We start from the raw sequence: 16,076 nt of genomic DNA on the forward strand, positions 1-16,076 counted from the left end.
GATACAGCATGCACTTCAGCCGATTGCTGAATGGATTCAGCAAGTTTACAGCAACGAGCTGACCGTACGTTTTCATAACCCCTACTTGGACGGCCGGCGAGCGTAGCGCGTGGTCCGTGGTCCAGCGGAGGAGACATGTCAAAGAATCTCGTGCGCATTCTGTGCGCAGGCGTCGTTGCATTTGCGGCATTTGCGTTAAGCACCGGCGTGGCAAGCGCTTCGCCCGATCACCCGGTCATCGGCATCGTCGTCAAGATCGGCGGAATTCCATGGTTCAACGCGATGGAAGCGGGGATCAAGAAGCGCGCCGATCAGCTCGGCGTCAAGGCGTTCATGGTCGGGCCGACCAGTGCGGACCCGGCGTTGCAGGTGCGGGCCATTCAGGATCTGATCGCGCAACACGTCGACGTGATCGGTGTCGTGCCTAACGATGCGCAAGTGCTGGAGCCGGTCTTGCAACGCGCCCGTGCAGCAGGCATCAAGGTGATCACACACGAGTCTCCGAAGCAGCAGAACACCGATTGGGATTTCGAACTTGCATCGGTGAAGGGCTTCGGTGAAGCGTATGCCAAGCGCCTGGCTACCGCGCTGGGCGGCAAGGGCGAGTACGCGGTCTTCGTGGGCTCGTTGACGGTGCCGTTGCACAACGCATGGGCCGATGCGGCGATTGCGTACCTCAAGGCTAACTATCCCGACATGAAACCGGTCGGCGACCGCTATGGCGTGGCAGAAGATGTCGACGCATCGCGCAAGACCGCACTCGATCTGATGCGCGCCCATCCCGACCTGAAGGGCATTCTCGCCTTCGGCAGCCAGGGCCCGATTGGAGCGGCGCGCGCAGTTGCAGAAAACCACCAGCAAGGAAAGATCGTTGTGCTTGGGCCGTTCTCGCCGGGGCAGGGCAAGCGTCTCGTGCACGACGGCGTTTTGACCGGTGGCTTTATGTGGAACCCCGAGCTGGCCGGCGAAGTGTTCGTGACGTTGGGCGTGATGGTGGCGAAGGGTCAGCCGATCAAGGACGGCATGACTATCCCGGGTCTCGGCGTCGTCCATCCCGATGGTCATAACCTGATCGTCGACCAGTTGGTGGAACTCAACGCGAACACCATCGACGCGCTCGCCAAATCGGGCCTTTGATCGGGTCGCCCGAGCGGAATCAATCGATGAATCCATCTGCTTCCACGGCACCTCGCTCGTCTGAGCGAGGTCATGCGAGCGACGTACCAGCGGTTGTCGACACTGACCATGCTGAAGGCACCGCGTTGCTCAAGCTCGAGAACATTTCGAAGCTATTCGGCGGCGTGAAAGCGTTGCAGGCCGTGAAGTTCGACGTGATGCCCGGCGAGGTGCTGTGCCTCGCCGGAGAAAACGGTTGCGGCAAGAGCACGCTGATCAAGGTGATCAGCGGCGTCTATCAACCCGAGCCGGATGCCGCGATGCTGATGGACGGCCAATCGATCGAAGGACTGGATCCGGCGAAGGCACGGGACCTCGGCATCCAGGTGATCTGGCAGGATCTCGCGTTATTTCCCGAGATGACGGTTGCCGAGAATATCGCTTTCGAACAGAACCTCGGTCCGCGTCCGCGCCTCGTTAACTACAGCCTGATGAAGATTGCGGCGCACCGCATCCTCGAGCGGCTAGGTGTCGATATTGCGCTCAACCGGTCGGTGCGCTCGCTGTCGATTGCGCAGCGCCAGGTCGTGGCGATCGCCCGCGCGCTCGTTGCCGATGCGCGGCTGGTCTTCATGGACGAGCCGACCGCATCGCTGAGTCACGCCGAAACGGAAGCGCTGCTCAAGATCGTCCGGCGTCTGTCCGCCGACGGCATCGCTGTCGTGTTCGTCAGTCACCGGCTCGCGGAAGTGCTCGACGTCTGCACGCGTGTGACGGTACTGCGCGACGGCCGTTATGTCGGCACATTCCCGACCGCGGGTATGACACAAACGCGGCTGACGGAACTCATGACCGGTCGCACTTTCGACTACGCGGTACGCACGACGGATCTGTCGGCGGCGCCGGTTGTATTGCGGATCGACAATCTGTCGCGGCGCGGCGAATACGATTCGGTGTCGCTCGATGTGAAGCGAGGCGAGATCGTCGGCGTGACGGGCCGCCTCGGCGCAGGGCGCACCGAGCTCGCGCTGTCGCTGTTCGGCATGACGCGGCCTGATGCGGGCACGATCGCTCTCGACGGAAAGCCGCTAGCGCTGCGCTCTAACCGCGACGCGATTCGGGCGGGCATTGCTTACGTTTCCGAAGATCGCTTGCAGCTCGGCCTGGTGCAGCAGCAATCGATTGGCGACAACACCGTGGCTGCGGTACTCGACGGCCTGCTCGATGCCACGCACCTGATCGCGCCGCGCAAGCGTGACGATCTGATTCGCGGCTGGATAGAGCGGCTGGCGATCAAGATCGGCAAACCGGACGACGCCGTGTCGACACTATCCGGCGGCAACCAGCAGCGCGTCGTGCTTGCCAAGTGGCTCGCGACCAACCCGAAGCTGTTGATCCTCGATTCGCCGACAGTCGGTGTGGACGTCGGCGCGCGGGCCGGCATCTTCGCGATCATTCACAAACTTGCGGAACAAGGCATGGCCATCCTGCTGATCTCCGACGAGATCCCCGAGGTCTATTTCAACGCCGACCGTGTGCTGCATATGCGCAATGGCCAGATCGTCGCGCACTACGCGCCGGGTGCCACGACCATCGATCAGATCGAGCGAGACGTCCATGCCTGATTTGCGCAAATGGGGGATCGGCTCAACCGAAGCCCTGCTGATTCTCGTCATCGCCGTCGTGTCGATCGGACTCGGCGTTTCGACGACGACCTTTCTTACGCTGCCCAACCTGTTCGATCTGCTCAACCAGAGTGCGGTCAACCTGATCTTCGCTGTTGGGCTGCTGGTGGTGTTGATCGCCGGTGGAATCGACATTTCGTTTGCGGTGGGCGCGTCTGTGGTTCAGTACCTCACGGCGTTGACCGTTATGCATCTCGGCGGCGGCAACTGGGCGATTGGTTTTGTGGCGGCCGCCGGCTTCGGATTTCTGCTGGGCGCAATCAACGCTACCTTCATCTATCGCTTTCGTATCGTCTCGATCGTGGTGACGATTGCCACCTTCAATGTATTTTTCGGCGGTCTGATGTTCGTCACCGGCGGCGTGTCGATCTACGATCTGCCCGACTGGTGGATGAACCGCGTTTCACTCGTGCAGGTGAAGACCGCGAGCGGTGTGGCAGACCTCGCACTTCCCGTCGCCGTGATGGCCGTCATGGTCGCAGCGACCTGGTTTCTGCTTCGGCGCACGACCACGGGGCGGCAACTCTACGCGATGGGCGATAACCCGGAGGCTGCGCGCCGTGTCGGGATCAACCTCGGCACGATGCACTACGTGGCCTTCGGCTGGCTCGGCATGATGGCCGGTGTGGCTGGGTTGATGCAGGCTCACTATGTGCAGGAAGTCGTGCCTAACGCGTTGTACGGACGTGAGCTCGAGGTGCTTGCAGCGGTGGTGCTCGGCGGTGCCCGACTGGGGGGCGGGCGAGGCACGATCCTCGGCGCGATTCTTGGCATTCTGCTCACCGCGATCACCGCGAACGGGCTGAACCTTCTTGGCATCTCGCCTTACGCGTTCAAGATGATCATCGGCGCCATCATCCTGATTGCGATCACATTGTCGAGCGACGGTTTTGCGAAGCTCGCGGGATCGCGGTTCATGTTGCCGCGTGCAAAGGCATCGTCATGAGTACCTCTTCGTCGCGACGCTCCTTCGTGCCGCACGTGCCTGCGGATGTCGTCGGTTTGCTCGGCTTTCTCGTCTTCGTCGTGGTGGCGATGAGTCTTGCCTCGCCGCGCTTTTTCTCTATCGATACTTTCACCTCGGTGGCTTTTCAACTACCGGAGCTGGGGCTATTCACGCTGGCGATGTTGATGCCGCTGGTTTCCGGCGGTTTCAATTTAGCGGCGACCTTTACCGCCAACATCGCCGGTCTGGCGATGGCGTGGGTGCTGCACTCGCATGGCGGAGTGAATGCGGGCGCGGGCGCCATCGTGCTCGGCATCGCCGCTGCGCTTGCAACAGGCGCCGCTTCGGGCTGGGTGATGGGCGCGATCATCGCGCGGACCGGCGCAAGTCCGATTCTCGTTTCGCTATCGATGATGATCTTCCTGCGCGGCCTCGGTGAATTTCTCACGCACGGTGGCGATATTTCGGGTTTCCCGCCGTTCGTGCTGTCGTTGGGCAACGGGTTGCTGCTCGGCGTCCCGGTGCCGCTATGGATTTTCGCCGGTTGCGCAGCGCTCTGGCACGTCGTCATGACGCGCACCCGTCTCGGCTTCGCTACGCGAATGATCGGCTCGAATCTGGAGGCCACGCGTTACTCAGGCATTGCGACGACGCGCGCGGTCACGCGCATCTACATGCTCTCGGGTTTGATGTGCGGCATCGCCGGCGTCGTGATGCTCGGCAGCTTCAATTCGGTGCGGGTCGGCCATGGCGAGGCGTTCCTGCTGATCTCCGTACTCGCGTGTTTTCTCGGGCGTGTGGATCCGTTCGGCGGCTTCGGTCGTGTCGTGCCGGTGGTGATTGCGCTCGTCATCCTGCAGGCGATCGCGTCCGGCCTCAATTTGCTTGGTGCCAGCCAGCATCTTGCTACGGCCCTATGGGGTGTGTTTTTGCTTGCCGTGATGCTCATCCGTTGGGCGTGGGCGCACGGTTCTATTCAATTCATGGTCCGCCGACGCGTGACCGCATCAGGAGGAAAGACTCAATGAATACGCTAGGCGTGCATGCATTGGTATGGTCCGGCGATCTGACGCCGGAGTCGACGCGCAAGGTGATCAGCCAGACTAAAGCCGCGGGGTTCGATCTCGTCGAACTGTCGTTACATGGGCCGAAGGTCATGGATCTCGCGCTCACGCGCGATCTGCTGCAGGAGCACGGTCTACAGCTTGGCTGCTCGCGCGGCCTGACCTTCGATGCCGACGTATCCAGCGACGATCCAGCTTCCGTCGCACGCGGACTAGCGTTGCTCGAAGAGGGCATCGGCATTACCGCCGAACTCGGCGGCAACTACTTCGGTGGCATCTTGTACGGCGCGATGGGGAAGTATTCCGCGCCGCTTACCGCGCAAGGGCGACGCAATGCGGTCGATGCGTTAAAGCGCGTGGCGGACTTCGCGCACAAGAGAAACGTCACGCTCGGTCTCGAAGTGGTGAACCGTTACGAGAGCAATCTGCTGAACACTGCATCGCAAGCGCTTGCGATGCTCGATGAAGTCGGTGCACCGAACGTCGTCGTGCATCTCGACACCTATCACATGAACATCGAGGAATCCGATTTCATGCAACCGGTTCTCGCGTGCGGAAAACGCCTTGGTTATGTCCATATCGGCGAGAGCAACCGGGGCTATCTGGGTTCGGGTACCATCGACTTTACGCAGTTTTTCCATGCGCTCGCGATGATCGACTACCAGGGCGTGATCACGTTCGAGAGTTTTTCGTCGAGCGTCGTGAACGAGCAGTTGTCCAACGCGCTGGCGATCTGGCGGAACCTGTGGGACGACGGCATGGATCTGGCCACGCATGCACGGGCATTTATCGCTGGCGGCGTGAATGCTGCGGCTAAAGCGAGGGCGCACCATTAGGACGATGCGCCGGTTTTTCAACACGACACCTCATTGTCTCGATGATCGAAGATCGTTTTATTGCAAGGCTGGAACAGCTTGTCGCCGACGGCAAGCGCCGTATTCTTGGACTGGTGGGTGCACCGGGTGCGGGCAAATCGACGGTGGCGCAGGCCATTCTCGAAGCGCTGCGTGACCGTGCGGTTATCGTGCCGATGGACGGGTTTCATCTTGCGAACGTCGAACTCGAACGGCTCGGCCGCGCTGCTCGTAAAGGCGCGGAAGATACGTTCGACAGTGCGGGTTATGTTGCGCTGCTGGGTCGTCTGCGCGCCCAGCGCTCCGATGAAGTGATTTACGCGCCTACGTTTCGTCGTGAGATCGAAGAGCCGATCGCCGGTGCGATTCCCGTCATGCCGGATACGCCGCTCGTGATTACCGAAGGCAACTATCTGTTGCTCGATCGCGGTCACTGGAAGGATGTTCGGCCGTTGCTCGATGAAGCGTGGTATGTCGATGTCGATCCGGAGTTGCGCAGGCAGCGGCTTGTTGAACGTCATATGCGGTTTGGTCGCGATGAAGTTGCGGCAAGAAACTGGGTTCAGCACACTGACGAGGTTAACGCGGTGCTGATCGAGTCGACGCGGGCGCGTGCGGATCTGGTTTTTCCGTTGGCTTAGCAGAGCACGGGTAGCGTAGCGTCGCATACGATCGCCCGGGTTCAATTCCTGACCTTCAGAGGTAGACACCATGAAGAACACTGCTACCGGTCAGGTTCCTGCCGTCGATCTACCGGAATGGGCCGCGAACGCGTGCCGTGAATTGCAGGCGGTCGTCGCAGCAGTCGCGGTAGAGGACGTCGATGCATTGTGTGGTCTGCTCGCGCAAGCAGGCGTTATCGCGCTACATGGACTCGGCAGGGAAGGGCTCATGATGCGGGCGTTCAGCATGCGGCTGTTTCATCTGGGGCTGCGCGCGACGCCTGTTGGCGATATGGCGTTGCCTGCCGTGGGAGGCGGAGATCTCTTCATCGCGAGCGCCGGTCCTGGACACTTCGACACTGTCGCCGCGCTGATGCGGATCGCACAGGCGGCGGGCGCGAAGACTGTACTGTTCACCGCGGAACCTGATGCACCGTTGCGGCATTGCGCGGATCTAACGATTGTTTTACCCGCCCGGACCATGGCGCGTCCGGTGGCGTATACGTCGGGACCACTGGCGCTTCCGATGGGTAGCGCGTATGAAGGTGGCCTGTTCCTGCTATGCGAGTACATCGTTGCGCAGCTTGCGGGCCGTCTTGATGTCGATGAGGCGTCCATGCGTGTCCGGCATACGAATCTGGAATGACGAGTTCTCAAATGCGCATCACTGTTGTGGGCGCCCTGGTAGCGGCGCGATGTTCTGAGCCCACGAAAGTGCCGAGTCACACCATCCCTGTTTTAGCGCCGGGATTTCCGCACGTTGCGCCACTGCGCCGAGTCGCAGATTGTATTGAGTAGGATTCTCGGCAGCTGCTGCGTAGATTGGTGTGCCACATTCAGCACAAAACGCTTGAGCGCGTTTCGCCCCGGATGCCGCTGTCTTGATGTAGATTTTTGGCTGACCGCGCAGGAGATGAAAGTCTGCGGCCAAGGCGGGCACGCTTGCGCGAAACGGTGCGCCCGATAAGGTCTGGCAATCGGTGCAGTGGCAAAGACCTGCTTTTTGCGGATCGACGTTGGCCTCGTAGGCGATTGCGCCGCAGTGGCAGCTACCGGTGATTTTCATGTTCTCCTCCAGGCCGTAAGACGCTTATTCATTTTATAGGCCGTCGTGCGGGCGACTCAAGCTCGATTGCCTACCAGGGTTCCCGCCGAAGATGTGGCCACTCGCGCTGCCAGCGCCTCGTCTTTTCTTCGTATACATCCGGTATGGGAAGCGTGCGATTCGGTTTCAGCACGCCTTCGAACAGAGATGTCAGGCCAAAGGGCGAATAGACCTCAAGCTTCTCGTTCAGGAGCCTGACTCCGACAGCAACCGTGGCACATGGAAATCGATCGATACCATCCGAAGCCCGATGCACTGAACCAAACGAAATTCCGAACTTCTTCTCGTACCACAGCGGAACACGCGCCTGATTGCGGACCTGCACTTCGACAGGAACGTCAGAGAATATTCGCGCGGCCTCGGAGATAACCTCGTTCTCCGCATCCCATGATGTATCCGGATCAAAGTAGAACAAGTCGTAATCCAGAATGCCCGCGTGAATGTCCCGATCACACGCGACGTTCCAGACAGACTGCGCAATACAACCTGCGGTCAACCACCAGTCTTCAAAGCCCAGTTGTGCCGCACGACTCAGAATGAGCGCGTTCCATCGGTTCCTTTGTATGGCCTGAACAAGATGATGTTCCAGGGCTTCGCTCATTTTTCCTCGTTTCTGAAGTCGGATCGGATTGATACTCTGGTTCGACTCTCTACGGATGGTGGCACCGTTACAATGAAGCACCCAATGTCTCATGTGTGATGATAAGGCGATGAATATGCGTACTACTCTCGATATCGACGACGACGTGCTTGCCATTGTCCGTTTGCGTGCCAGGCGTGAGCACTCCAGCATCGGGCGGGTATTGTCGGAACTCGCCCGGACCGCCTTGCAACTGCCTGCCAGTGTAGCGTCGCCCGCGGTACGAAACGGGCTCCGGTGCTGCACGCGATAGCCGGCTATCGGCCGGTTACGCTCGATCTTGTCAACCGGCTACGCGATGAGATGACCTGACGACCAGGCTATTCGCACTTGCACGGGCGCACGATGGCGCGCTCATCACGTTCGACCGCCGGCTCGCGGTCGGTGCAGTGCCCGCAGGTGCGAAGCATCTTGAAGTGCTCGCCCGACCATCAACCCCCACGCGCAAGAAACACCCGCACTTCATCAGCCAGCCAGTCGCGCAACGCACACACCTTCGCATCATCCCGACTACCGATCCGATAAAGAAGATCATGCCCGCGCTCGGCCTTGAGGCGGAACTGCGGAAAAGGCGCAACCAGATATCCCGCCGCAATATCGTCAGCCACAATCACGCTACGCCCAAGCGCGATGCCTTCGCCACGAATCGCCGCCTCGATAGCGAGGCTCCCGTGACTGTAGGCCGAACCGCGATCGCTACGAACGCTGTCCACGTTCGCCAGTGCAAACCATTGCTCCCAGTTGGCCAGCATGCGGTCCTCGTGTAGCAACGTACACCGCGCAAGACTCGCGACAGAAGTCAGCCCGCCCATCTTCGCCTGATAAGCCGGGCTGCAAACCGGCGTCACGGTTTCTTCCAGAATCCGCTCGGCAAGAACCCGCGGATAACGACCACTTCCATAACGGATAGCGACATCGACGTCGCTGTCGTTCAGATCGATATGCGTGTCGGTCACATCGAGGTGCACATCGAGCTCCGGATGAAGCGCCTTCAATCGATGCAATCGCGGCGCGAGCCACTTGTTTGCAAATGACACGCTGGCGTTGATCTTCAGGCGCGCAACATTGTCGTGGGCACGAAGGCGTTCGGATTCCTTCGTCAGTTCTCCCAGCACACGAGTCACCGCCAGCAGGAATTCGGCGCCCGCTTCGGTCAGGACGATGCGCCGCGTCAGGCGCTGGAACAACGGCGTGCCGAGATGACTCTCGAGCGTCTTGATATGCCGGCTCACTGCGCCGTGAGTGACGTGCAGTTCGTCGGCCGCGAGCGTCATGCTCAACAGCCGGCCGGTTGCTTCAAAGGCGCGCAGCGTTTGCAGGGGTGGAAGTCGATCGAACACAATAGTCATATGCGTGAGTCGTACTCACGCATTGTATGACGACAAATGGTTTGTCAGCCGAAGGCGCTGTCCTCAATATCGAAGCGTAGCCACTCCGAAGCAGCTACCGACCCGCGTACGTTGCCCTACGCCGACATCCTCTGAGTTGTGCCGTCATTCATGAATCTTCTTGTTCTCAAGCTCGCTGTTACGCCGCTGTTGTTACTGGCCGCTTCCATTGCGGTGCGTCGCTGGGGCGAAGCGATCGGTGGATTGCTGGTGGGATTGCCACTCACATCGGGGCCGATTTCGGTGTTCCTCGCTCTCGAGCATGGACCTGCCTTTGCAGCGCAAGCTACAGCGGGATCGCTGGTCGCAACGGCAGCGCAAGCGGTCTTTTGTTTTGCGTACTACAGGCTGGCGCCGCGCGGATGGCTCGCGGCGCTCGCGGGCGCATGCGCGACGTTTTGCGTCGTGGCCGGTCTTCTGCAATGGAGCGCGCTGCCGCAAACGGTCTTGTTTCTGATCGCCATTCTGACCGTTACGCTCGCGCTCAACCTCATTCCCAACCACATCGTTAGAACCGTCAGGCTCGATCCGCCGTGGTGGGATTTGCCTTCCCGCATGGTGCTGATCGCTGCGCTGGTGGTCGGGGTGACGTTGATCGCACCTTATGTCGGGCCTAAAACGAGCGGTGTGCTCGCGTCGTTTCCGTTCATGGTCATCATCCTCGCGGTATTCGGTCATCGCATGATCGGTCACGCAGCCGTGCGGCCGTTGATGCGCGGCGTCGTGACAGCACTGCTGGGCTTCGCCGTGTTCTTCTATGTACTAAGTCTGACGTTGACACGGTTGAATCTGCTTGCCGCATATGGCAGCGCGATTCTTTGTGCGCTCGCAATACAGGTCTTTTCCTTGTACAGGATGCGTGTCCCGGTCGCGTTGCCTGTGGAGTAGTCGCTGCAATAATCGCGCGCGCTAAGTAATTTGCCTCGCGATTTAATCGGTTGAAGAAACCATCCCATCGACTAGACTGGTCGATGACCTCTCGCTGCATGCATATCCAGTTTCCCGCACAAGAAGACGCAATTCCCCGTCGACCCCACCCGACATCGCGTCACAAGCCATACCGCTTTGTGCAGCCCATGAACCGGCGTCGTATCGCCGTTCATGGCACACCCAGGAAAGGAGATCGCCGTGCAAACCGCATGCAAGCCAATGATCCATGTGCATTACGTTCACCGCACGCTAACTGCTTTCATTCTGCTCACAATCGCTGCATTCCAGCCAGCCGCAGCCCATCAGAATTACACGATCAAGGATCTCGGCACACTGCCCGGTAGCGACCTCAGCACCGCTGGCCCCATCAACGAGCGCGGCCAGACGGTCGGTTACTCGATTCTCGCAAACGGGGAGCAGCACGCCACGTTGTACGAACACGGCAAGGTGATCGACCTCGGCCTGTTCGATGGCGGTACCAGCGCCGGCGCCTACGGGATCAACGAGCGTGGTCAGGCGGTCGGCTACGCGTTCATCGCAACGGAGTACCCGCACGCGGCGCTGTTCGACAAAGGTGCCGTGACCGACCTTGGCCTGCTGCCCGGAGGCGACAACAGTACCGCTTACGGCATCAACAATCGCGGCGCGGCCGTCGGCTATTCGTTCGATTCAACCCGGGCGTCGCACGCCGTTCTGTTCGAGAAAGGTGTGGTGACCAATCTGGGCACGCTTCCCGGTGGCTTCTACAGCTCGGCTAACTCGATCAACGATCGCGGCCAGATAGTCGGCTGGTCGACGACAAGCGACAACAACCAGCACGCGTTTCTATTCGACAAGGGCGTGATGACCAACCTGGGCGCATTGCCCGGCGGTAACAGCAGTGCCGCTTACGCGATCAACAATCGAGGTCAGGTGGTTGGTTCGTCGTCTACTGCTGGCGGCAACGACCACGCGTTTCTGTACGAGAAGGGCGTGATGATCGACCTCGGCACGCTACCCGGCGGCAACAGCAGTACGGCTCACTCGATCAACGAGCGCGGTCAGATAGTCGGATCGTCGTCCATCGCCAGTGGAAACTCGCACGCGTTTCTGTACGAGAGAGGCGTGATGACCGATCTGGGCACGCTGCCTGGTGGCGACGGAAGTAACGCTAGCGGGATCAACGATCTTGGCGAGATCTCGGGTTCGTCTGCAACGGCTTACTCGCCGTCGCATGCTGTTCTCTGGTCGACGGAGCGCCGATAACTGTCGATCTCTAACAGCTCGCAGCGCAGCGGGCCGAAACGTCGAGATCAGAACGCAGTGGCAGGCGTCAACTAGTCCGCATCCGCCTTACCGATCATCTCGACGCTCCACCCACCACCCATCGCTTGATACAGCGTCACGCGCGCCGCAAGCGTATCGGCACGAAGCTGCACCACACCGAGTTCCGCAGAGAGCAGATTGCGTTGCGCGTCGAGCTGATCCAGATAGCCCGCATAGCCCTCTCGATAGCGATTGGTGGCGATCCGCAACTGCTCAGACAGGGAGTCGCGTTGGGCGATGGCCAGCACCAGTTGCTCATCCAGACGCTGAACTGCTGCCAGCGCTTTCTCGGCCTCGCTGATCGCAGTCAACGCCGTGCCGCGATAGGCGAAGGCGGCCTGATCGCGCTGCGCACCGGCCTTGTCGGCGAGCGCAGTCAGCTTGCCGCCTTCGAACAGCGGCGCAAGAATGCTCCCGCCTATCGACCAGATGTTGAATGGGTAAATCTGCTCGGTACCAAAGGAGCGACCAAACGAGGCCGCCAGATTGAACTGCGGCAGGAAGTTCTTGCGCGCCGCGGCGAGAAATTTGTCCGCGGCGGCGAGCTGATATTCGGCTGCTGCGACGTCGGGGCGCCGCCTTAATAATCCGGATGGCAAGGTCTGCGGAATGACAGGCTCGGTCAGCTTGTCGAGCACGCCGCCGCGTGGGATATCGCCGGGGAGATCGTCGATGAGCACGCTCAACGAATTTTCGGCGCGCGTGATCGCGAGCTTGGTCTGCGGGATCAGCTGCGCAGTCGAATCGTATTCCGACTGCGCCTGCTGCAATTCCAGCCGCGACGAATAGCCGTTCGCGAATTCCGTTTTGGCGAGGCGCAGCGAATTCGCGCGCGCGGTTAGCGTGGCCTCGGCAATTTTCAACTGTGCGTCGAGGCTTAGCAGCGTGATATAGCTGCTCGCCGTCGAACTCGCGACCGACAGTCGCGTGGCATCGCGTGCTGCCGCGCTGGCGAGGTACGCGTCACGCGCGGCGGCGCGTTGATCCGCCAGCCGGCCGAACAGATCCACCTCCCACGCAGCGTCGAGCTCCCACTGCGCGGTGTTGAGCAGGAGCGGCGTACCAAACGGACTGACGATCTGCGAGCGCCCGGCGTTGTCGAAGCCGGCGTTGAGTGTCGGCAGCAACGCGGCACGCGCGATTCTTGCGTCTGCGCGCGCTTCGCGCACGCGGCCGACTGCCTTGCCGATGTCGCTATTGTTGGCGAGCGCTTTCTCGACGAGAGCGGTCAATACCGGATCGCCGAATTGTCGCCACCAGTCTTTGTCCAGCGACATCGTCTGCGCGGCATCGCCTTGCCATGTCGCCGGTTCGACGACGGCGGGCACGGCGGAGACTTTGACCGGCGGTCCCGCACAAGCGGATAGCAGCAATGCAACGCCGAGGCCAGGGACGCAGCTAGAAACGCAACGAAGAACGCGGCGCTTCATTTGTCACCATCGCGCGTGTCGACCGCGGTTTCGACCGACATGCCGGGTCGTAGCCGCTTCGCCAGTTCCTGTCCCGGATCGACGCTGATGCGGATGGCAATGCGCTGCGCGACCTTGACGAAATTGCCGGTCGCGTTGTCGGGTTTGATCGCCGCGAACTCCGATCCCGTTGCCGGCGAGATTCTTTCGACATGACCATGCAGCTTCGCGTCGCCGAGCGCATCGACGCGGAACGTCACGGGCTGGCCGGGGCGCATGCGATGTGTCTGCGCTTCCTTGTAATTGGCCACGATCCATACAAAGTGCGGGACCAGCGACATCATCTGCGTGCCCGCCGTGACGTAATCGCCGTTGCGCACTCCGACTTCGGAAAGTTGTCCATCGACGGGCGCGCGAATCACGGTGTTCTCGAGATCGACCTGTGCGCTGCGCAGGGCCGCCTTGGCGGAATCGATCGCTGCCTTCAATCCCGGACGCGCGACCAGCACGGTGCGCACGTCTTCGGTACCGATCGAACGGCCCGCGACGGCCTGTTGCAGCGCGGCCTGCGCCGCGAGCAATGTGGCGCGCGTCTGGTCGTACTCGCGTTTCGAAAGCGATCCATCCTTGACGAGTGCATCTGCGCGGCGCATGTCGGCTTCGGCGCGGACCTGCTGTGCACGCGCGGCGGCAATGTTCGCGTCCTGGCTGCGTGTCGCCAGTTCGCGAGAGCGTTGCGATTGCGCGGAATTATCGAATGCCGCCTGCTGCGCCTCAAGATTGGCCTGGGCTTGCGCGACTCTCGCCGCATAGATGCGGTCGTCGACGGTGACGAGAATCTGGCCGGCCTTCACTTCGAGGAAATCGTCGACCGGCACGCTCGTGACATAGCCGCTCACCTGCGAACTGATGGTCGTCACGAACCCACGCACATAGGCGTTGTCGGTATCCTCGACAGGCCCGGCAAAGGGCGGCAGACGCCACGCGCGCAGGACCACGCCGATCGCACACAGCGCGAGCACTACGATGATGATGATCGTCAGCAGGCTTTTCTTCGGCGGATGCCAGCCGCTGGGCTCGGCCGCCGCAGCGGGAGGGGCAGCAGGTTGCGTCTGAGCGTTGCTTGCCGGCAGTTCTTTCTTAGGCTCGTTCATTCCGGGCTCTTCCTGTTAGCTTGCGCCTGTTGTGCTTTCATCACTTGCTGCTGGAGAAGGATGAGCGGCGAGACCTCGCGACGTCGCCACATCGACCACTGGATTACCACACCCCAAAGAACAGTCATGCTGGCCAGCACACCTACCAGCAAGAAAACGTCGTTGTAGGCCAGAATATTGGCTTCGCGCGCCACGCGTTGCGACAGTTGCCCCGCACCCGCGTGCATCTGCGCGGCGACCACCGGATTGCTCATGACGATTGACTGAACGAGTTCGTTCGAATGAAACCGTTCGCGAATCGTCTGAAACGTGCCCAGCAAGGTACTGCCGACAACGCCCCCTACGCTCTGGCTGATGTTGAACACGACGATGAAGCTCACCAGATAATTCTGGCTGCCGCCCACGACCATGCGCGCGGCGCCGATCACCATTGCGCGCCCGAGGAACAGCAGCGAGGCGAAGCCGATCAACCCCTGGCTGAGATAGAAATTCTCCGGCCGCGACAGGTTGGTTGCGCCCGCATCCATGAAGGCGCCAATCGCAATCAGCACGGCTGCAACCGCGATCGGTTTGCCGGGATTCTTTGGATCGAGCGTCAGCGCGCTAAAGACGATGCCGGCGATCGATGCCACGAGGATGATCGTATTGAGCGTGATCATCTGGTCGTTGAGCATGCCGAACAGCGTGAGCAGACCGACCGAGCCAAAGGTTTGCTCCGAGAGCAGAATGCGGATCGCCGCCGCGATCAGCATGATGCGGGCGACTTCGCGGGTACCCAGCCAGCGCGTATTGATCAGTGGATTGGCGCGAAAGTGTTCGATGATCAGGCCCGCGGTGATCAGGGCGATGCTGCCGACGAGCGCCCAGCCCAACCAGACGCGCTCCGTCCACCATTCGATCCGGCCTTCGGAGAATATCGCCACGAATAGTGCGAGTCCTGTCCCCAGCACGGCGAGAGTCAGAAAGTCGGCCGGCTCGAAGACCTTGCGGCGCTCGCTGGGCGGCAAGGGCAGGGCCATCACGGCTGCCAGCGTCGCCAGCGCCATGCCCAGTTCGAACCAGTTGAGCCGATGCCAGTTGCCTGTTTCCAGCAGCCCGGGCGACAGGACGCGCGCGAGCGGTGTCGCCAGTTGGGGCACGCTGATGCCGATCAGCATCCCGAGCATCTTCTTGGGCCCTGGGAACGACTGCATCATGTAGTAAATGCCCGTCGACGAAAGGCCCGCTGCGGAAATCGCGCTGACGGCCCGCACCACCACCGCCGAGGCGAATCCCCGCGTGAACACATGCAGCATCGCGAACACGACGTAGGTGACGAGCAGGGAGATGACGAAGCGCCGCAGACCGAACTGCTGGCGAAATTTCACGAGGATCAGGTTGGAGGTCGCATAGACCATGAAATAGGCGGCGGTGAGCCAGGTCGCTTCATCGCTGTAGAGGCCGAGCGTGCCCTGCGCGTAATTCAGGTTCACCGACACCAGCCCGTTGCCGAGGCCTTGGGTGATGCAGATCAGGCAGCCGATTGCGAAGTAGGCATAGCGTCTTCCCGCCGGATGATCGGGGCTGGCAGGGCCGCCCAGTACCAACGGCCGCTCATGCGGCTTTAATGTGTAGTCGCTTTCTTCTTCGAAGCGGGGAGCGTTGTCCATCCGGTCCTGTCGATGTGTGGGGCTCTGCGCCGCGTTTCGGTTGATCGGGTGTCACTGCCTGGGGCAACGCGTGCTGCGGTCGGTCGCCTGGTCGTTCGCTTGCGACTTTCGTTCTGCGGCCTCGCCAGAATAATGCGGAATATAAACGTCAGCTATAGGTCTGCCGCTA

General features: G+C 60.9%; 15 protein-coding genes. 9 read left to right on the plus strand and 6 right to left on the minus strand.

Annotated elements, in window-relative coordinates; translation table 11 throughout:
- The first annotated feature begins 135 nt into the window (after positions 1–135).
- From FNZ07_RS17910 to FNZ07_RS17940, 7 genes are all read left to right on the plus strand, one after another.
- On the plus strand, positions 136–1,137 hold the full coding sequence (locus tag FNZ07_RS17910) for a substrate-binding domain-containing protein (RefSeq protein WP_091010580.1): 1,002 nt from the start codon (positions 136–138) through the stop codon (positions 1,135–1,137).
- A gap of 26 nt (positions 1,138–1,163) precedes the next feature.
- Positions 1,164–2,741: a sugar ABC transporter ATP-binding protein gene (locus tag FNZ07_RS17915; protein ID WP_091010581.1), complete on the plus strand. Its 1,578-nt coding sequence runs from the start codon at positions 1,164–1,166 to the stop codon at positions 2,739–2,741.
- Positions 2,734–3,747 (plus strand): ABC transporter permease, encoded by a 1,014-nt coding sequence (locus tag FNZ07_RS17920; RefSeq protein ID WP_091010583.1) that lies wholly within the window; start codon positions 2,734–2,736, stop codon positions 3,745–3,747. The genes FNZ07_RS17915 and FNZ07_RS17920 overlap by 8 nt, the downstream gene beginning before the upstream one ends.
- The gene (locus FNZ07_RS17925; protein WP_091010585.1) at positions 3,744–4,775 is read left to right on the plus strand and encodes an ABC transporter permease; all 1,032 of its coding nucleotides are present in this window, start codon (positions 3,744–3,746) and stop codon (positions 4,773–4,775) included. The genes FNZ07_RS17920 and FNZ07_RS17925 overlap by 4 nt, the downstream gene beginning before the upstream one ends.
- A complete protein-coding gene (locus FNZ07_RS17930) occupies positions 4,772–5,647 on the plus strand; it encodes a sugar phosphate isomerase/epimerase family protein (protein WP_091010587.1) in 876 nt (291 codons plus the stop codon). Before FNZ07_RS17925 ends, FNZ07_RS17930 begins: the two co-directional genes overlap by 4 nt.
- Positions 5,648–5,688: 41 nt before the next feature.
- Complete coding sequence (locus FNZ07_RS17935) at positions 5,689–6,306, plus strand: nucleoside/nucleotide kinase family protein (RefSeq protein ID WP_091010589.1); 618 nt, start codon at positions 5,689–5,691, stop codon at positions 6,304–6,306.
- Between the two features lie 70 nt (positions 6,307–6,376).
- The gene (locus FNZ07_RS17940) at positions 6,377–6,973 is read left to right on the plus strand and encodes a phosphoheptose isomerase family protein (RefSeq protein ID WP_211367968.1); all 597 of its coding nucleotides are present in this window, start codon (positions 6,377–6,379) and stop codon (positions 6,971–6,973) included.
- 18 nt (positions 6,974–6,991) lie between these two features.
- Here FNZ07_RS17940 and FNZ07_RS17945 read toward each other — a convergent pair whose 3' ends face one another.
- The 3 genes from FNZ07_RS17945 to gcvA form a co-directional block, all read right to left on the minus strand.
- Entirely contained in the window at positions 6,992–7,393 is a 402-nt protein-coding gene (locus tag FNZ07_RS17945) for a GFA family protein (protein ID WP_091010592.1), read from the minus strand.
- A 70-nt stretch (positions 7,394–7,463) separates the two neighbouring features.
- Entirely contained in the window at positions 7,464–8,033 is a 570-nt protein-coding gene (locus FNZ07_RS17950; protein WP_091010594.1) for a nucleotidyltransferase family protein, read from the minus strand.
- 470 nt (positions 8,034–8,503) lie between these two features.
- Positions 8,504–9,421 carry a transcriptional regulator GcvA gene (gene gcvA, locus FNZ07_RS17960; RefSeq protein ID WP_245811423.1) on the minus strand — a complete coding sequence of 306 codons (918 nt, stop codon included), beginning with the start codon at positions 9,419–9,421 and terminating at the stop codon, positions 8,504–8,506.
- Between the two features lie 150 nt (positions 9,422–9,571).
- Between gcvA and FNZ07_RS17965 the strand changes: the two genes are divergently transcribed.
- Both FNZ07_RS17965 and FNZ07_RS17970 read left to right on the plus strand, forming a co-directional pair.
- Positions 9,572–10,348 carry a hypothetical protein gene (locus FNZ07_RS17965; RefSeq protein ID WP_091010598.1) on the plus strand — a complete coding sequence of 259 codons (777 nt, stop codon included), beginning with the start codon at positions 9,572–9,574 and terminating at the stop codon, positions 10,346–10,348.
- 240 nt (positions 10,349–10,588) lie between these two features.
- The gene (locus FNZ07_RS17970; RefSeq protein ID WP_245811424.1) at positions 10,589–11,635 is read left to right on the plus strand and encodes an HAF repeat-containing protein; all 1,047 of its coding nucleotides are present in this window, start codon (positions 10,589–10,591) and stop codon (positions 11,633–11,635) included.
- 71 nt (positions 11,636–11,706) lie between these two features.
- Here FNZ07_RS17970 and FNZ07_RS17975 read toward each other — a convergent pair whose 3' ends face one another.
- From FNZ07_RS17975 to FNZ07_RS17985, 3 genes are all read right to left on the minus strand, one after another.
- On the minus strand, positions 11,707–13,023 hold the full coding sequence (locus FNZ07_RS17975; protein WP_245811425.1) for an efflux transporter outer membrane subunit: 1,317 nt from the start codon (positions 13,021–13,023) through the stop codon (positions 11,707–11,709).
- 98 nt (positions 13,024–13,121) lie between these two features.
- The gene (locus tag FNZ07_RS17980) at positions 13,122–14,258 is read right to left on the minus strand and encodes an HlyD family secretion protein (protein WP_091010606.1); all 1,137 of its coding nucleotides are present in this window, start codon (positions 14,256–14,258) and stop codon (positions 13,122–13,124) included.
- Positions 14,255–15,907 (minus strand): MFS transporter, encoded by a 1,653-nt coding sequence (locus tag FNZ07_RS17985; protein WP_091010608.1) that lies wholly within the window; start codon positions 15,905–15,907, stop codon positions 14,255–14,257. The genes FNZ07_RS17980 and FNZ07_RS17985 overlap by 4 nt, the downstream gene beginning before the upstream one ends.
- Between the last annotated feature and the right edge of the window lie 169 nt (positions 15,908–16,076).

Origin of the sequence: Paraburkholderia megapolitana, from assembly GCF_007556815.1 — a bacterium.
Lineage (GTDB): Bacteria > Pseudomonadota > Gammaproteobacteria > Burkholderiales > Burkholderiaceae > Paraburkholderia > Paraburkholderia megapolitana.

Excerpts from the sequence above, each read along its gene's own strand:
- FNZ07_RS17920 (WP_091010583.1), top strand. The coding sequence starts at position 2,734 with ATGCCTGATTTGCGCAAATGGGGGATCGGCTCAACCGAAGCCCTGCTG.
- FNZ07_RS17925 (WP_091010585.1), top strand. The coding sequence starts at position 3,744 with ATGAGTACCTCTTCGTCGCGACGCTCCTTCGTGCCGCACGTGCCTGCG.
- FNZ07_RS17930 (WP_091010587.1), top strand. The coding sequence starts at position 4,772 with ATGAATACGCTAGGCGTGCATGCATTGGTATGGTCCGGCGATCTGACG.
- FNZ07_RS17940 (WP_211367968.1), top strand. The coding sequence starts at position 6,377 with ATGAAGAACACTGCTACCGGTCAGGTTCCTGCCGTCGATCTACCGGAA.
- FNZ07_RS17935 (WP_091010589.1), top strand. The coding sequence starts at position 5,689 with ATGATCGAAGATCGTTTTATTGCAAGGCTGGAACAGCTTGTCGCCGAC.
- gcvA (WP_245811423.1), bottom strand. The coding sequence starts at position 9,421 with ATGACTATTGTGTTCGATCGACTTCCACCCCTGCAAACGCTGCGCGCC.
- FNZ07_RS17910 (WP_091010580.1), top strand. The coding sequence starts at position 136 with ATGTCAAAGAATCTCGTGCGCATTCTGTGCGCAGGCGTCGTTGCATTT.
- FNZ07_RS17965 (WP_091010598.1), top strand. The coding sequence starts at position 9,572 with ATGAATCTTCTTGTTCTCAAGCTCGCTGTTACGCCGCTGTTGTTACTG.
- FNZ07_RS17985 (WP_091010608.1), bottom strand. The coding sequence starts at position 15,907 with ATGGACAACGCTCCCCGCTTCGAAGAAGAAAGCGACTACACATTAAAG.
- FNZ07_RS17915 (WP_091010581.1), top strand. The coding sequence starts at position 1,164 with ATGAATCCATCTGCTTCCACGGCACCTCGCTCGTCTGAGCGAGGTCAT.
- FNZ07_RS17980 (WP_091010606.1), bottom strand. The coding sequence starts at position 14,258 with ATGAACGAGCCTAAGAAAGAACTGCCGGCAAGCAACGCTCAGACGCAA.
- FNZ07_RS17950 (WP_091010594.1), bottom strand. The coding sequence starts at position 8,033 with ATGAGCGAAGCCCTGGAACATCATCTTGTTCAGGCCATACAAAGGAAC.
- FNZ07_RS17945 (WP_091010592.1), bottom strand. The coding sequence starts at position 7,393 with ATGAAAATCACCGGTAGCTGCCACTGCGGCGCAATCGCCTACGAGGCC.